Source organism: Stenotrophomonas sp. Steno-Z10-HUANG (assembly GCF_056393075.1).
Genome location: NZ_JBWJPA010000005.1, coordinates 278,606 through 292,709, shown reverse-complemented (window position 1 = coordinate 292,709; position 14,104 = coordinate 278,606). Strand labels below are relative to the sequence as shown.

Annotated in this window: 13 protein-coding genes, 1 pseudogene and 1 riboswitch; of the genes and pseudogenes, 6 read left to right on the top strand and 8 right to left on the bottom strand. The window is 69.3% G+C overall.

Translation table 11 applies throughout. The annotated features are described in order from the left end of the window. Positions 1-68: 68 nt before the first annotated feature. The 3 genes and pseudogenes from AC06E6_RS09575 to fabA form a co-directional block, all read right to left on the bottom strand. Positions 69-413, bottom strand: a pseudogene (locus AC06E6_RS09575) (methylglyoxal synthase); the annotation flags it as partial. A 361-nt stretch (positions 414-774) separates the two neighbouring features. After that, on the bottom strand, positions 775-1,983 hold the full coding sequence (gene fabB / locus AC06E6_RS09570; RefSeq protein WP_478061106.1) for a beta-ketoacyl-ACP synthase I: 1,209 nt from the start codon (positions 1,981-1,983) through the stop codon (positions 775-777). Next, entirely contained in the window at positions 1,983-2,498 is a 516-nt protein-coding gene (gene fabA / locus AC06E6_RS09565; RefSeq protein ID WP_055772609.1) for a 3-hydroxyacyl-[acyl-carrier-protein] dehydratase FabA, read from the bottom strand. The genes fabB and fabA overlap by 1 nt, the downstream gene beginning before the upstream one ends. Before the next feature lie 199 nt (positions 2,499-2,697). On the opposite strand from fabA, the gene dinB reads away from it, so the two are divergent. Both dinB and gph read left to right on the top strand, forming a co-directional pair. Continuing rightward, a complete protein-coding gene (gene dinB, locus AC06E6_RS09560) occupies positions 2,698-3,774 on the top strand; it encodes a DNA polymerase IV (protein ID WP_478061103.1) in 1,077 nt (358 codons plus the stop codon). A 52-nt stretch (positions 3,775-3,826) separates the two neighbouring features. Further along, positions 3,827-4,474 (top strand): phosphoglycolate phosphatase, encoded by a 648-nt coding sequence (gph, locus tag AC06E6_RS09555; protein ID WP_243351291.1) that lies wholly within the window; start codon positions 3,827-3,829, stop codon positions 4,472-4,474. A gap of 162 nt (positions 4,475-4,636) precedes the next feature. Here the strand turns inward: gph and btuB are convergent, their stop codons facing one another. Further along, entirely contained in the window at positions 4,637-6,493 is a 1,857-nt protein-coding gene (btuB, locus tag AC06E6_RS09550; protein WP_313249402.1) for a TonB-dependent vitamin B12 receptor, read from the bottom strand. A 113-nt stretch (positions 6,494-6,606) separates the two neighbouring features. Next, positions 6,607-6,848: riboswitch (cobalamin riboswitch) on the bottom strand. A gap of 133 nt (positions 6,849-6,981) precedes the next feature. On the opposite strand from btuB, the gene cobT reads away from it, so the two are divergent. From cobT to cobS, 3 genes are read left to right on the top strand one after another with little or no spacing between them, the layout of a single operon-like run. Further along, entirely contained in the window at positions 6,982-8,052 is a 1,071-nt protein-coding gene (gene cobT / locus AC06E6_RS09545; RefSeq protein ID WP_478061101.1) for a nicotinate-nucleotide--dimethylbenzimidazole phosphoribosyltransferase, read from the top strand. After that, entirely contained in the window at positions 8,049-8,633 is a 585-nt protein-coding gene (locus tag AC06E6_RS09540; RefSeq protein WP_104937959.1) for a histidine phosphatase family protein, read from the top strand. Before cobT ends, AC06E6_RS09540 begins: the two co-directional genes overlap by 4 nt. Continuing rightward, positions 8,630-9,373, top strand: coding sequence for an adenosylcobinamide-GDP ribazoletransferase (cobS, locus tag AC06E6_RS09535; RefSeq protein ID WP_478061100.1), 744 nt, complete (start codon positions 8,630-8,632; stop codon positions 9,371-9,373). The genes AC06E6_RS09540 and cobS overlap by 4 nt, the downstream gene beginning before the upstream one ends. An 18-nt stretch (positions 9,374-9,391) precedes the next feature. Here cobS and AC06E6_RS09530 read toward each other — a convergent pair whose 3' ends face one another. From AC06E6_RS09530 to queD, 4 genes are all read right to left on the bottom strand, one after another. Next, entirely contained in the window at positions 9,392-9,766 is a 375-nt protein-coding gene (locus tag AC06E6_RS09530; protein WP_104937961.1) for a TfoX/Sxy family protein, read from the bottom strand. Further along, a complete protein-coding gene (locus AC06E6_RS09525; RefSeq protein WP_104937962.1) occupies positions 9,763-10,245 on the bottom strand; it encodes a GAF domain-containing protein in 483 nt (160 codons plus the stop codon). The genes AC06E6_RS09530 and AC06E6_RS09525 overlap by 4 nt, the downstream gene beginning before the upstream one ends. Before the next feature lie 168 nt (positions 10,246-10,413). Beyond that, entirely contained in the window at positions 10,414-10,782 is a 369-nt protein-coding gene (locus AC06E6_RS09520; protein ID WP_478061099.1) for a phasin family protein, read from the bottom strand. Positions 10,783-10,873: 91 nt separating this feature from the next. After that, a complete protein-coding gene (queD, locus tag AC06E6_RS09515) occupies positions 10,874-11,230 on the bottom strand; it encodes a 6-carboxytetrahydropterin synthase QueD (RefSeq protein ID WP_293762350.1) in 357 nt (118 codons plus the stop codon). Between the two features lie 176 nt (positions 11,231-11,406). Between queD and AC06E6_RS09510 the strand changes: the two genes are divergently transcribed. Beyond that, positions 11,407-14,040, top strand: coding sequence for a TonB-dependent receptor plug domain-containing protein (locus tag AC06E6_RS09510; RefSeq protein WP_478061097.1), 2,634 nt, complete (start codon positions 11,407-11,409; stop codon positions 14,038-14,040). Positions 14,041-14,104: the final 64 nt, after the last annotated feature.

Below are 14,104 nucleotides of genomic sequence, written 5' to 3'. Positions count from 1 at the left end.
TTGCGCAGGAAAACATCCGGCACCGCGTCCGGCTCGCGGTGCCGTTGCTGCCTGCGGCGCCCTGAGGATCAGCGTTGCTCCGAGCGCTGCCGCGCCGCAATGGCCCAGCGGGCGGCCAGATTGGGCGCGGTGATACACTCCGCCTTGTCCGTCACCGTGGTCACCGCCCGCTCCCGCAACTGGATGTCCGCCTCGTGCTGACGCGCCACGTGCGGGTCCTCGAAGAAAATCGCACGCTGGCAACGGCCTTCTAGGACACGGTCGGCGATCTGCGCATCGCCACCCAATGGGCCGCTCTGGAAGCGCTGGATCCAATCCTGGTCGCGCGGCCAGCCCCGGCTCCAGGCCAGCTCGTTCAAGTGCTGCCCTGTCGTTCCCGTGCCGATGCGCTCCCCGAACCGCGACAGTACGTCCGGCACCAAGAGGGGAGAGGTTTCATGCCTCCCGCCTAGGCGGGAGAGGCTCTTCGGTGTGCCCGAAAAGTACAGGGCCCAGTGTCACCGCGCTTAGATGTCGCAGATGACGCTCCCGTCACTCTGATCTGGCGTCCGACCCAGAGGCTTGGAAAGCGCTACCGTCCGCAGGCATGCGCCGGCAGAGATACACGCCGGTGGATCTGGTCGTTGCTGGGTCGAGGCAGCAGCTTTGCTGGCGGTTGCCTCGGAGAACGCGCGCCACTTGCCGTGGATGAACCACGTTGACCGGCCTTCCGCGCATACGACAACGGCGCCCATAGGCGCCGTTGCTTCAATCGCTGTCGCTGGAACGCGAAGATCACACCCGGCCGAATACCAGCGTTGCGTTCGTGCCGCCGAAGCCGAAGCTGTTGGACATCACCGTCTCCAGCGCCGCCTCCTGCGTCTGACGCAAGATCGGGAAGCCCTCGGCGCGCGCGTCCAGCGTCTCGATGTTGGCAGAGCCGGCCATGAAGCCGTCACGCATCATCAGCAGGCAGAAGATCGCCTCGTGCACGCTGGCCGCGCCCAGCGAATGGCCGGACAGCGCCTTGGTCGAGGAGATCGGCGGCACCTGCTCGCCGAAGACCTCGCGCACCGCGCCCAGCTCGGTGATGTCGCCCAGCGGGGTGGAGGTGCCATGGGTATTGAGGTAATCGATCGGGCGGTCGATGCCGGCCAGCGCCATGTTCATGCAGCGCACCGCGCCTTCACCGGACGGGGCGACCATGTCGGCGCCGTCGGACGTCACGCCGTAGCCGATCAGCTCGGCATGGATGTGCGCGCCGCGCGCGATGGCGTGGTCGTAGTCTTCCAGTACCAGCATGCCGGCGCCGCCGGCGATGACGAAGCCGTCGCGGTTGGCGTCATAGGGGCGCGATGCCGACGCCGGGGTATCGTTGAAGCCGGTGGACAGCGCGCCCATGGCATCGAACATCACGCTCATCGACCAGTGCAGGTCCTCGCCGCCGCCGGCGAACACGATGTCCTGGGCGCCGTGGCGGATCAGGTCGGCGGCCGCGCCGATGCAGTGCGCCGAGGTGGCGCAGGCGGCGGACAGTGAGTAGCTCAGCCCCTTGATGCTGAAGGCGGTGGCCAGGTTGGCCGAGACCGTCGAGCACATCGTGCGCGGCACCATGTACGGGCCGACCTTGCGCACGCCGCGGTTGCGCAGCAGGTCGGCGGCTTCCACCTGCCACTGGCTGGAGCCGCCGCCGGAGCCGGCGATCAGGCCGGTACGGACGCTGCTGACCTGGGCCTGGTCCAAACCGGCGTCGGCGATGGCGTCGCGCAGGGCGATGTAGCTGTAGGCCGCCGCGTCGCTCATGAAGCGCTTGAGCTTGCGGTCGATCTGCGCGTCCAGGTCGATGTCGACGCGGCCGCCGATCTGGCTGCGCAGGCCGGCTTCGGCATGGTCGGGCAGGGCGACGATGCCGGGACGGCCTTCGCGCAGGGCGCTGGAAACGGTATCCAGATCGTTGCCAAGGCAGGAGTTGATCCCCATGCCGGTGATGACGACACGACGCATCAGAAGCTCTCGGTGGAAGTGAACAGGCCCACGCGCAGGTCCTTGGCGGTATAGATCTCGCGCCCGTCGACCAGCATGCGGGCGTCGGCCTGGGCCATGACCAGCTTGCGGTTGATCACGCGCGAGATGTCGATTTCGTACTGCACAAGCTTGGCGCTGGGCAGCACCTGGCCGGTGAACTTGACCTCACCGCAGCCCAGCGCGCGGCCGCGGCCCTCGGCGCCCAGCCAGGTCAGGAAGAAGCCGGTCAGCTGCCACATCGCATCCAGGCCCAGGCAGCCCGGCATCACCGGGTCACCGATGAAGTGGCAGCCGAAGAACCACAGGTCGGGGCGGATATCGAGCTCGGCGCGCACCAGGCCCTTGCCATGTGGCCCCCCGTCGTCGCGGATATCGGTGATGCGGTCGAACATCAGCATCGGGTCGTTGGGGAGGCGGCCCTTGTTGGGCCCGAACAGCTCGCCGCGGGCACTGGCCAGCAGCTGTTCGCGCGAGAACGCATTGAGACGGTTCATCGAAGCGGTAATCCGGAGCACGAAAACGTGGGTTAACGCCCGAGCATGCATGATGCGCGGGCTTTCAATCAACAGTTTTAACCGTACGCGTCCGTAGTGTTTCGGGCAAAAGGCGGCACGTTCGTCGCAGATCGTACCGGTGCGTATGGGGCGCGGCGCTATGATGGCGGTCCTTCGTTCCGCGGTCGTGTTGCTCGCCATGCGCAAGATCATCCACATCGACATGGACGCGTTCTATGCGTCGGTCGAGCAGCGGGACGATCCGGCGTTGCGGGGCAGGCCGGTGGTGGTGGCCTGGCGCGGGGTCCGCTCGGTGGTGTGCGCGGCATCCTACGAGGCGCGCAGGTTTGGCGTGCGTTCGGCGATGCCGGCGGTGCGTGCCGAGCGGCTGTGCCCGAACGCGGTGTTCGTACCGCCGGATTTCGCCCGCTACAAGGCCGTGTCGCGGCAGATCCGCGAGATATTCCTGCAGCACACCGCGCTGGTCGAACCGCTGTCGCTGGACGAGGCCTACCTGGACGTGTCCGGGTCGTCGACCTGTGGCGGCATCGCCACCGAGATCGCGCGTACCGTCCGCGCGCAGATCCGCGAGGCGACCTCGCTCACCGCCTCGGCCGGGATCGCGCCGAACAAGTTCCTGGCCAAGATCGCCTCGGACTGGCGCAAACCCGATGGCCAGTTCGTGGTGCCGCCGGCGCGGGTGGAGCAGTTCCTCACGCCGCTGCCGGTCAACCGCGTACCGGGCGTGGGCAAGGTCATGGAAGGGCGCCTGGCGGCGCTGGGCATCGCTACCGTCGGCGACCTGCGCCGGCTGCCGCTGGAGCAGCTCGAGGCGCTGTTCGGCACGTTCGGGCAACGCCTGTACCGGCGCGCACGCGGCATCGACGAGCGCCCGGTGGAGCCCGACCAGCCGGTGCAGTCGATCTCCTCGGAGGATACGTTCGCCGAGGACCTGCGGCTGGGCGAGTTCGACGAGCTGATCGCCCAGCTGGCGGCGCGGACGTGGCGCGCGACCGGGCGCACCGAACGCATCGGCCATACCGTGGTGCTCAAGCTCAAGACCGCCCAGTTCCGGATCCTCACCCGCAGCTTCACGCCGGATGCGCCGCCGGCCTCGGAGGAGGAGCTGCGCGACATCGCGCTGGCGCTGTGCCAGCGCGTGCAGCTGCCGCCGGACACGCGCTACCGGCTGGTGGGCGTGGGCCTGTCCGGCTTCCGCGACCGCGAGGATACGGCGCTGCAGGGCGACCTGTTCCGCGATGTCGTCGTGGACTGACGGGTTTCAGCGCCCCGTTACAATCGACGGTTCACTGTCATGGAGTGGGTACGTGGGCATCGCAGCGCTGGTATTCGATCTGGACGGCACGCTGGTGGACAGCGCCGGGGACATCGCCGAGGCGGTCAACCGCTCGCTGGAGGAGCTGTCGCTGCCGCGCGTGCCCGAGGCGACCGTCCGCAGCTGGATCGGCGAAGGCGTGCGCCGCCTGGTCGCCATCGCCCTGGCGCACGCCGGCAGCGGACATGCGGCGGACGAGGTGATGCCGATGTTCATGCGCCACTACCACGACTGCCTGCTGCGCAGCCCGCGGCTGTACGACGGCGTGGCCGACGCCCTGCAGCTCCTGCAGGCGCGTGGGCTGCCGATGGCGATCTGCACCAACAAGCCGTCGGCCCTGGTGCCGCCATTGCTGGAGCATCTGGGCATCGCCGGATACTTCGCGCACATCGTCGGCGGCGACACCCTGCCGCAGCGCAAACCCGCGCCCGAGCCGGTGCTGCATGCGGCACGGCTGCTGGGCCACGCGCCGGCACGGTGCCTGATGGTCGGCGACTCGGCCACCGACCTGGAGGCGGCCAACGCCGCGGGCATGCCGATCGCCCTGGTGCGCTACGGCTACCCGCGCGATCTGGATCTGGACGCGGCCGGTGCGGTCGCGGTGATCGACGACCTGCGGGAACTGACGGCACGCTGCTGAGTGGCAACCGGCCGCTCCGCGCGGCGCGGGGATGTTGCCTCTGTCGCTGCCCGGGGCCACGCCCGGACATGCCACGGCCATGAAGCCGCTGAGGCCGCGGCCGGCATGCAATGACGCCCCGGCGGGAGGCCGGGGCGTCGATGGAGCGGTCGTGCTGGGGCTTCAGCGCGAGCGGTAGCGCAGCGTCAGCTGGTACTCGCGGCCAGGCTGGTTGTACCAGGCCACGGTTTCGTACGCGCGATCGAACACGTTGGCCGCCCGGGCCTGCAGGCTCCATGCCTCGTTGAGGGCGTACTCCACGCGCAGGTCCACGGTGCCGTAGCCGGCCAGGCGCAGGGTGTTGGCGGCGTTGTCGAAACGATGGCCGGTGGCGCTGGCGGTCACGCCCACGCGCAGCGGCCCGAAGCCACGGTCCACGTCGAGCCGGGCGCTGCTGCGCGCACGGCGCGGCAGCCAGTTGTCGTGGCTGGCCGCACCGCGGGTGTGGTCGCGCGGATCGGTGAAGCTGGCCTGGGCGTTGATGTCGAACCCGGCCAGCGATGCGAAGCCGGTCAGCTCGGCACCGCGGATGCGCGCCTTGGCGATGTTGTAGGGGGTGTAGGTGCTGTCCAGCGCGATCAGCTGGTCGATGCGGCTTTCGTAAGCGTTGAAGGTCCAGTTCCAGCCCTCGCCGTACTGCGCGATGCCGACGTTCACGCTGGTGGATTCCTCCGGCTTCAATGCCGGATTGCTCGACCACGGGTAGTACAGGTCGTTGAAGGTCGGTGCCTTGAAGCCGGTGCCGGCGCTGGCGGTCAGGCGCAGGCCGTGGCCGAGCGCCAGGCCGTAGCCGAGGCTGCCGGTGGTGTGGTTGCCGAACTGCTCGTTGTCGTCGTTGCGCACGCTGGCCTGCAGCGAATGCGCACCGAAGCGGCCCTGGTATTCGGCGAACACGCCGGTGTTGTCGCGGTTGTCGATCGAATAGGCGGTGGTGCTGGTCACCTGGTCCTTCTGCCAGTCGCCGCCGACGCTCAGCTGCTGGCCTTCGGCGAACAGGAAATCGCCCTGCACGCTGGCGGTGTCGCGGCGCGTGTCGAAGGTGGACACGAAGCTGCGCGTGCCGGCCTGGACGTAGTAGCTGTCGGCCTGGTCGTCGTTGCGCCCGATCTGCGCGGACAGGCGGAATGCATCGCCCGGGGCCCAGCGCAGCTTGCCGCCGTATACCCGTTGCTGGTTGTCGGCCTCGTTGCCGCTGTAGATGCTGCCGTCGTACTGGTTGCGGCTGGCGGCATCGAGCATGTGGCCTTCCACGCCCAGGGTCTCGGACAGCGCATAGCCGCCGCGCACGTTGAGCGAGGCGTTGCGGTAACCGTCGCGGTCGGGCTCGTCGACATAGCAGCCCTGGAACAGCGTGGCCGAGCCGTTGCACGCGTTGATGCCGTCGGTCTTCTGCCAGGCGCCCTGCGCCGATACCCAGCCGCGCTCGCCGCGGTTGCTGAAGCCGGCGCTGGCCTGGCGCAGGTTGTGGCTGCCGGCGGTCAGCGCCAGGTTCTGCTGCAGGCCCTGGCCGGCAGCGCGGGTGAAGATCTGGATGACGCCGCCGATCGCCTCGGAGCCGTACAGGCTCGAACGCGGCCCGCGCACGATCTCCACGCGCTCGATCTGGTCGATGGGCAGGTCCTGCAGCGCCGGCATGCCGCTGGAGGCGGCGCCGATGCGCACGCCGTCGACCAGCACCAGCACCTGGCTGGAGGCGCTGCCGCGCATGAACAGCGAAGTGATCTTGCCGGGGCCGCCCTGGTTGACGAAGTCCAGGCCGGCGCGGCCGCGCAGCAGGTCCAGCAGCGAGGCGGCCTGGCTGCGATCGATCTGCTCGCGGTCGATGACCTGCACCGGCACGACGCTGTCGGCGATGGAGACCGGCGTGCGGGTGGCGGTGACCACCACGTCGTCGAGCTCGGTCGGTGCCTGTTCGGCACTGGCAAGGCCCGGCAGTGCGAGCGCAAGGGCGAGGGAAAGGGTGTGGTAAGGCAATTTCATGGGAACTCCTGGATCCGCGCGCTCCCGCGCGGATGGACGGTGGAGGCTGCCAGGAGAGGGACACGACGGAGTGCGCGCACGGCGCTACTGCCGCCGCCATGCCCTCCGCATCGCAACCAGTCGGCTTCCGGGCCGGTCTCCGGGCTTGCAGGCGAAGCGTGTCGACGCTTCCGGCCAGGCGCCTTCCCGTGCGATGGATGCACAGTGGCGGTATGCCTGGCCTTGTCCTGCTTACCGTTGCGGGGGCAGCGCCGGACTGGCGCGGGCCAGGATGTCCCTGGCAGGCGCGGCACCGGCTTCCCGTTTCAACCGGCCGGAGCGAGTCCGGCCAGTCACCCGAAAGTGCGGGCATTCTATGCCATCGCCCGCGGCGCTGCCCGGCGTGCCGCGCGATGGGCGGCCCACGGCGTCGTGGCGCCCGCCACGGCACATCGCGCCGGCGGCACGCGCCCTACAATGCGCGATTGCAACGCGGTATCGGAACACACGTGACAGACGCATGGTTCACCCGGGCCTGCCCGGCGCCCTCACAGCCGCACCGGCAGCACGCCATCGCCCGCCAGCGGCAACTGACCAAACCCGAGGGGGCGCTGGGGCGCCTAGAAACCCTCGCCATCGAACTGGCCGCGCTGCAGGGGCGCGAGCAGCCGCAGGCCACGCGCGTGCCGGTGCTGGTGTTCGCCGGCGACCATGGCATCGCCGCGCAGGGCGTGTCGGCGTATCCGGCCGAAGTGACGGTGCAGATGCTGCGCAACTTCGCCGCCGGTGGCGCCGCCATTGCGGTGCTGGCGCGGGAACTGGGCGTGCCGCTGCATGTCTGGGACGTCGGCAGCCTGGCCGATGCGCCGGTCAGTGGCGTGACCTGGGACAAGCCGCGTCGCGGCACCGACGATTTCAGTACCGGCCCGGCCATGGCGCCGGCTGACCTCGACGCGGCGTTCGCCGCCGGCCAGCGCGCGGTGGCCGCGGCCTGCGGAGAGGGTGCCGACCTGCTGCTGCTGGGCGAGATGGGTATCGGCAACACCACCTCGGCCAGTGCGCTTGCGGCGGTGCTGGGGCCGTTGCCGCTGGCCGAACTGGTGGGCGCCGGCACCGGCCTGGATGCGGCGCGGATCGCTCACAAGCAGGCCGTGACCGCGCAGGCGTTGGCCCTGCATGGCGCGTCCATCGCCGCCGCCGCCGACCCGGGCCGCGAAGCCATGCGCCGTGTCGGAGGGCTCGAGATCGCGGCGCTGGCCGCGGCCATGATCGCCGCCGCCCAGCGTGGCGTGCCGGTGCTGGTGGATGGCTTCATCGTTTCGGCCGCCGCGTTGGCGGCAGTGCGCATCAATCCGTCGCTGCGGCCGTGGCTGCTGTTCTCGCACCGCTCCGCCGAGCGCGGTCATGCGCGGGTATTGGAGCAACTGCAGGCCGACCCGCTGCTGCAGCTCGACCTGCGGCTGGGCGAGGGTTCCGGCGCGGCGCTGGCGCTGCCGCTGCTGCGCCTGGCCTGCGCGCTGCACAACGGCATGGCCACGTTCGCCGAAGCCGCGGTTGCCGAGCGGAGCGCGGCGCCGTGATCCTGGACCTGATGCGCCATGCCTCCACCGGACGCCAGGGACACCTGGACGGCCGCAGCGATCCGCCGCTGCTCGATGGCGCGGTGGACGCGCTGCTGCAGCGCCACGCCGACGGCCAGTGGAGCCGGGTGATCGCCTCGCCCCGGCGCCGTGCGCTGGATACCGCCACCGCGCTGCTTGCCGGCCGCGAACTGTTCTGCGAAATCCATCCGGACTGGGCCGAACTCGATTTCGGCGACTGGGACGGTCGCCATTACGATGAAATCCCCGCCGAACTGCTGGCCGGGCTGTACGACGCGCCGCATGCGGTGGTACCGCCCAACGGCGAGAGCTGGCAACAGTTCCAGCAGCGCATCGATGCCCAGTTGCAGCGGCTGCTGGACGAGGACGAGGGCGACGGGCCGGTGCTGGTGGTCAGCCACGCCGGGGTGCTGCGGTTGGCGGTGTCGCGCGTGTGCGGCATTCCGCTGGCGGCCCTGTGGGCGATGCGCATCGACTACGGCACCCGCGTGCGCCTGCGCGTGGAGCGCGCGCAGGACGGGCAGGTGTGGGGTGAGCTGCTGGAGCTGTGCCAGCCGTGAGCGTGCGCCGCCTGATCCTGGCCATCCAGTTCCTGACCCGGCTGCCGACGCCGCAGGTGAAGGACTTCCGCGACGACGACCTCAGCCGCGCCGCGGTGTATTACCCGCTGGTCGGCGGGATCATCGGCGCGCTGCTGGCCGCGCCGCTGTACCTGCTCGGCGACCGGCCCTGGCTCGCCGGCGTGCTTGCCTTGCTGGCGTGGGTGTGGGTGACCGGCGCGCTGCACCTGGATGGGCTGGGCGACGTCGCCGATGCCTTCGGTGCCGCGCACCGCGACCCGCAGCGTTTCCTCGAAGTGCTCAAGGATCCGCACCTGGGCGTGTTCGGCGTGGTCACCCTGGCGATGCAGCTGCTGCTCAAGTTCGTGTTGCTGTCCGAACTGTCCGCCAGCCCGCTGTGGTACGGCATCGTGCTGGTGCCGGCGTGGGCGCGCTGGGGCACGCTGTGGTGGAGCCGGTTGTTGCCGTCGCTGCACGCTGCGGGCATGGCCGAACGCTTTTCATGGCAGCTGAGCCTGCGCTCGATGTGGGCGTGGGCGCTGCTGCTGGCCGTGGTCACCGCCTTGGTGGCCTGGCCGCTGCTGCTGGCGCTGCCGCTGGTGGCGCTGGTCGCGGCCTGGTGGCGGCGCCGGCTGGGCGGTATTTCCGGCGACTGCCTCGGCGCCAGCGTCGAGGTCACCGAAAGCCTGCTGCTGCTGGCGCTGGTACTGCTGGGGGGAATCGCCTTGCCGGTGCCGTAGCGGCCCTGGCTGCGGGCATCAGTCCTCGCTGAAACGGATCTCGCCGACCTCGTCGTCGCCGTCGTCAGCGGCCGCGTGCGGCTGCATGTGGGTTTCGTGGACCGGACCGGCCATCTGCCCGGCACGCGTAGCCGGCAGGCCACCGGCCGCGGCTTCGTACTCGGAGACCAGTTGCTGGCGGCGGGCATCGGGCACGTCCTGCCAATGGCAGCCAACCAGCGCGCCTTCCAGCGAGTACAGCAGGTTGAGGCTGGGCTTGAAGCCGGCGCGGCGGACCTTGACGAAGGCGCCGACGGCGCCCACCGCGGCCAGGTCCTCGGCGCTGCGCAACCCGACCTGGCGCAGCCACGCCGCGCTCTTCGGGCCGATGTTGCGCAGCTTCAGCGCACTCACGCCAGCGCCTCGACGAACACCCGGGCGATGGCCTCCAGCCCCGCCTGGTCGTCGGCGTCGAAGCGCGAGGTGACCGGGCTGTCCAGGTCGAACACGCCGACCAGCGCACCGTCGTGGACCAGAGGCACCACCAGTTCCGAGCGCGAGGCCGAGTCACAGGCGATGTGGCCCGGGAACGCATCCACGTCGTCCACGCGCTGGGTCTGGCGGGTGCTGGCCGCCGCGCCGCACACGCCCTTGTGCAGCGGGATGCGCACGCAGGCCGGCAGGCCCTGGAACGGACCGACCACCAGTTCGGTGCCGTCGAAGAAATAGAAACCCACCCAATTGAGCTGCGGCAGCGCGTGGTACACCAGTGCCGACAGGTTGGCGGCATTGGCGGTGCGGTCGGTTTCGCCGTGGACCAGCGCGCGGGCCTGGGCCAGCAGCTGGGCGTACTGTTCCGGCTTGCTGCCGGTGAGCGTGGTGGAACTGAACATGGGGCGAAGTCTAACCGCTGCGCCCGATGTCCGCGCGGCACCGCCGCCGGCATCGCCCCGGGCGTGTGCACGGGGTGCTGAAAAAGAAAGACCCGGCAACGGGAGAGAGCGCGTTGCCGGGTCCGGACAGGGCGCGGGGGAGGGGGATCCGCGCGCTGTTGAGGGGAGTCAGCCGTTCCTGGCGCGCTGGCGCCTGCCGGTGCCCTTCTGGAAGGGCTGCCGTGCCAGTTCGGCCAGCGCCTGTCCGCTCTGCAGCCCGAGTCCGGCGATCTCCTGCCCGGCCGAGGCCAGCCGCTGCAGGTTCTCCCGGGCCACCTGCAGGCCCTTGGGCAGCAGCGCTGGCAGGTCGGCCTGCGGGGTGGGGCGGGCCAGTTCGTCGAGGAAACCGGCGGTCGCGCTGGCATTGCGCTCGAAGGTGCGCAGCTGCACCCCGAATGCGCTCTCCGCGGTCTCCAGTGCCAGCCGGTTGGCGCGATGCGCCAGCGCGGTGAACTGCCGGGTGTAAGCGCCGAAACCTTCGTCGAACCGGGCGGACATGCCGTGCTCCGTCGTTTGTTGCGACGCAGCATAACGTTCGCCATGGCGGCGTGGAAGTCCGGCGCCTGCGGCCGCCGGGGAATCGTTCAGCTCAGACGCCGCGGTAGCGGCAGCCGGAGGTGCAGGTCTCGTGCACGGTCACCGCGCTGAGCTGCGGCAGGGCGGGGCGCAGCCGGTCCCAGATCCACATCGCCAGGCGCTCGCTGGTGGGGTTCTCCAGCCCGGGGATGTCGTTGAGATAGTGATGGTCGAGCTGTTCGTAGAGTGGCTGGAAGGCGGCCTTGATGTCGCCGAAGTCCATTACCCAGCCGGACTCTGCACCGGGCTCGCCGCTCACTTCCAGGCGCACCCGGAACGAGTGCCCGTGCAGGCGCGCGCATTTGTGGCCGGCGGGGACGTTGGGCAGCCGGTGGGCGGCCTCGAGGGTGAAATCTTTGAAGATGTCCATGCCGCGATTGTAGCGCCCGGGCGGGAAATCCTTTGGTAGATTAATTCATCCTTTTATCAAGATGAAGGGATGTTGTTTCTTTTTCGTTATATGCGCATGAAGGGACGTAATTGGCCCGAATCGCGCCGGACTGGCTGAATGCGGGTTGCTTTCCTCCCCTTCGCTTCCGTATCCCGATGTCCAATTTCTCCCCGCTCGTGGTGGCCCTGGCCACCGCCTTGGCCGCGCCTTTGTCCGTCGCCGCCGAATCCGCCGATGCACCCGTCGGTCCCACCCTTTCCGCCGTGCAGGTCACCGGTTCCAACATCAAGCGCAGCGACACCGAAACCGCCAACCCGGTGCAGGTGATCGAACGCCAGCAGCTGGAGGAATCGGGCAAGGCCACGGTGGCCGACCTGCTGCGCTCGATCTCGGCCAATACCGGCAACGCCGCCAACGAAACCAGCAACAGTGGCTGGGCGTCCGGTTCGGCGGGCATCGGCCTGCGTGGCCTGTCGCAGAAGAACACGCTGGTGCTGCTCAATGGCCGCCGGCTGGCCAACTACGGCTTCCCGTCCGGCGGCCTGTCGGACACGTTCGTCAACCTCAATGCACTGCCGCTGGTGGCGGTGGAACGCATCGAAGTGCTCAAGGACGGCGCTTCTGCCGTGTACGGCTCCGATGCGGTGGCCGGCGTGGTCAACATCATCACCCGCCAGGGCTTCGAGGGCGCGGAGGTGGGCGCCAGCGGCGGTACCTCGGACGCCGGCGGCCTGGACCAGCAGAACGTCAAGTTTGTCGGCGGTATCGGCGACCTGGAGAACGATGGCTACACCCTCCTGGTGTCGCTGGAAGGCTACAACCGCGACCGGCTGGACCAGAACCAGCGTGACCTGACCCGCTCGGGCATCTACACCGACAAGGCCGGTGGGCGCTGGAACGGGTGGTCGGCGAAGGGTGCGCGCTTCCTGGTCAATGGCAGGTCCGTGCCGATGCTCGACGCTGCCGGCAACTGCCCGGAGGGCACCGTGCTCACCGCCAGCGCGCCGATCGATGGGCTGGCCGGCGACACCTGCGCCTTCAACCAGGCGCCGTACACCACCCTGATCCCCTCGACCAGGCGCTGGCAGGCCTACCTCAACGGCACGCTGCGCCTGAACGATTCGGTCGATGCCTTCGCCGAGGTGCTCTACAGCGACATCAAGGGCGTGTCCTGGTTCGGCTCCAGTCCATTCTTCACCCTGGAAAACGGGCGCTTCGCACTCAACGCCGATACCGGCCTTGCCGAGCCGGTGCGTTCCACCCTGCCGGCGGCCAGCCCCTACAACCCGTATGGCGTGGACGTGCCGATCGAGTACACCTTCTTCAATCTTGGCGGCACCATCAAGACCAACCGCTCGCAGGCCTATCGTGGTCTGGTCGGCCTGCGCGGGCAGGGTGAGAAATGGGACTGGGAAGTGGGCGCGTTCCAGGCGGCGAGCAAGGAGCGCGAAACGGTCTCCGGTGGCTTCGCCAACCGCTGGGCACTGTACGACGCGCTGGCCACGGGCAGCTACAACCTGCTCAAGCCGTCGGCCACCGATCCGGCGGTGCTCAAGGCCATCGGCCTGAGCACGTTGCGCCCGGCCGATTCGATCCTCAAGGGGCTGGACGCCAAGGTGTCCGGCACGTTGGGCGAAACCCGGGCGGGGCAGGTCGGCTTTGCCGCCGGCGTGGAATGGCGGCAGGAAAAGCTGGATTCGGACAATCCGTGGCAGATCGACGCCGGCCTGCAGGTACGCCCGGCCATCGCCGAGGTGCATGGCGAGCGCAAGGTCACCGCCGCCTATGCCGAAGTGAACGTGCCGCTGCATGGCACGCTGGAATTGCAGGCCGCCGCGCGCGTCGACCATTACAGCGATTTCGGCAATGCGTTCTCGCCCAAGCTGGGCCTGCGCTGGCAGCCTCTGGACGGGCTGCTGGTACGCGCCGCCGCTTCGCGCGGCTTCCGCGCGCCGTCGCTGTCGGAAAACTCGGCCTCGACCAACATCGCCTACGGCTCGGTGGTGGACCCGCACGACCCGGACGTGCCCGGCTCGCGCCAGACCCCGACCTTCTTCACCGTCGGCAACCGCACTCTCGACCCGGAGCGCACGCGCAGCTTCAATGCCGGCGTGGTGCTGTCGCCGTGGGCCAACACCAGCCTGAGCGTGGACTACTACCGCGTCAGGCTCGACAACCTGATCGGCAGCGGCAACACCACCACGCTGGTGGCCGAGAACGACCCGGCCAGCGTGCTGCGCGATGCGCGCGGCAAGCTGCTGGCCGTCTACAACCGCTACCAGAACCTGAGCGAGCTGCAGACCTCGGGCATCGACGTGGAACTGCGCCAGCGCTGGTCCAGCGCCAGTGCCGGCGATTTCGGCCTGTCCTCCGCGTTGACCTACGTCATCGACTACAGGCGCCCACAGGTGATTGACGGTCCGCTGGTGGATTACGCCGGTTCCAACCTCGGCCCATCGCTGCCGGACATCAAGGCCACCACCACCCTGGACTGGACCCTGGGTGACTGGCGCACGGCGCTGACCTGGTACTACACCGGGGGTTACGACCAGGAAGGCAGCGTCGCCGCCAAGGCCGTGCAGAAGGACGTGGCTAGCTACAGCCAGTTCGACCTGTACCTGGGCTACACCGGCATCGACAGGCTCTCGCTGTACGCCAAGGTGCAGAACATCGGCAATCGCCAGCCGCCGCACGATGCCACCTTCCCCGGCGTGCGCGCGCCGTACGACTTCAGCCAGTACGACCTGCGCGGGCGCTACTACACGGTGGGCTTCGACTACCGCTTCTGACCTTGAAGCCCCGCTCCTGTGCCAAGGAGCGGGGCCAGGCCCATCCATCGAATGGGCACCTCAC

What these genes read in the sequence shown, in the direction of transcription:
- fabB (WP_478061106.1), bottom strand. Translation starts at nt 1,983, where the DNA reads ATGCGTCGTGTCGTCATCACCGGCATGGGGATCAACTCCTGCCTTGGC.
- fabA (WP_055772609.1), bottom strand. Translation starts at nt 2,498, where the DNA reads ATGAACCGTCTCAATGCGTTCTCGCGCGAACAGCTGCTGGCCAGTGCC.
- dinB (WP_478061103.1), top strand. Translation starts at nt 2,698, where the DNA reads ATGCGCAAGATCATCCACATCGACATGGACGCGTTCTATGCGTCGGTC.
- btuB (WP_313249402.1), bottom strand. Translation starts at nt 6,493, where the DNA reads ATGAAATTGCCTTACCACACCCTTTCCCTCGCCCTTGCGCTCGCACTG.
- AC06E6_RS09525 (WP_104937962.1), bottom strand. Translation starts at nt 10,245, where the DNA reads ATGTTCAGTTCCACCACGCTCACCGGCAGCAAGCCGGAACAGTACGCC.
- AC06E6_RS09520 (WP_478061099.1), bottom strand. Translation starts at nt 10,782, where the DNA reads ATGTCCGCCCGGTTCGACGAAGGTTTCGGCGCTTACACCCGGCAGTTC.
- queD (WP_293762350.1), bottom strand. Translation starts at nt 11,230, where the DNA reads ATGGACATCTTCAAAGATTTCACCCTCGAGGCCGCCCACCGGCTGCCC.
- AC06E6_RS09510 (WP_478061097.1), top strand. Translation starts at nt 11,407, where the DNA reads ATGTCCAATTTCTCCCCGCTCGTGGTGGCCCTGGCCACCGCCTTGGCC.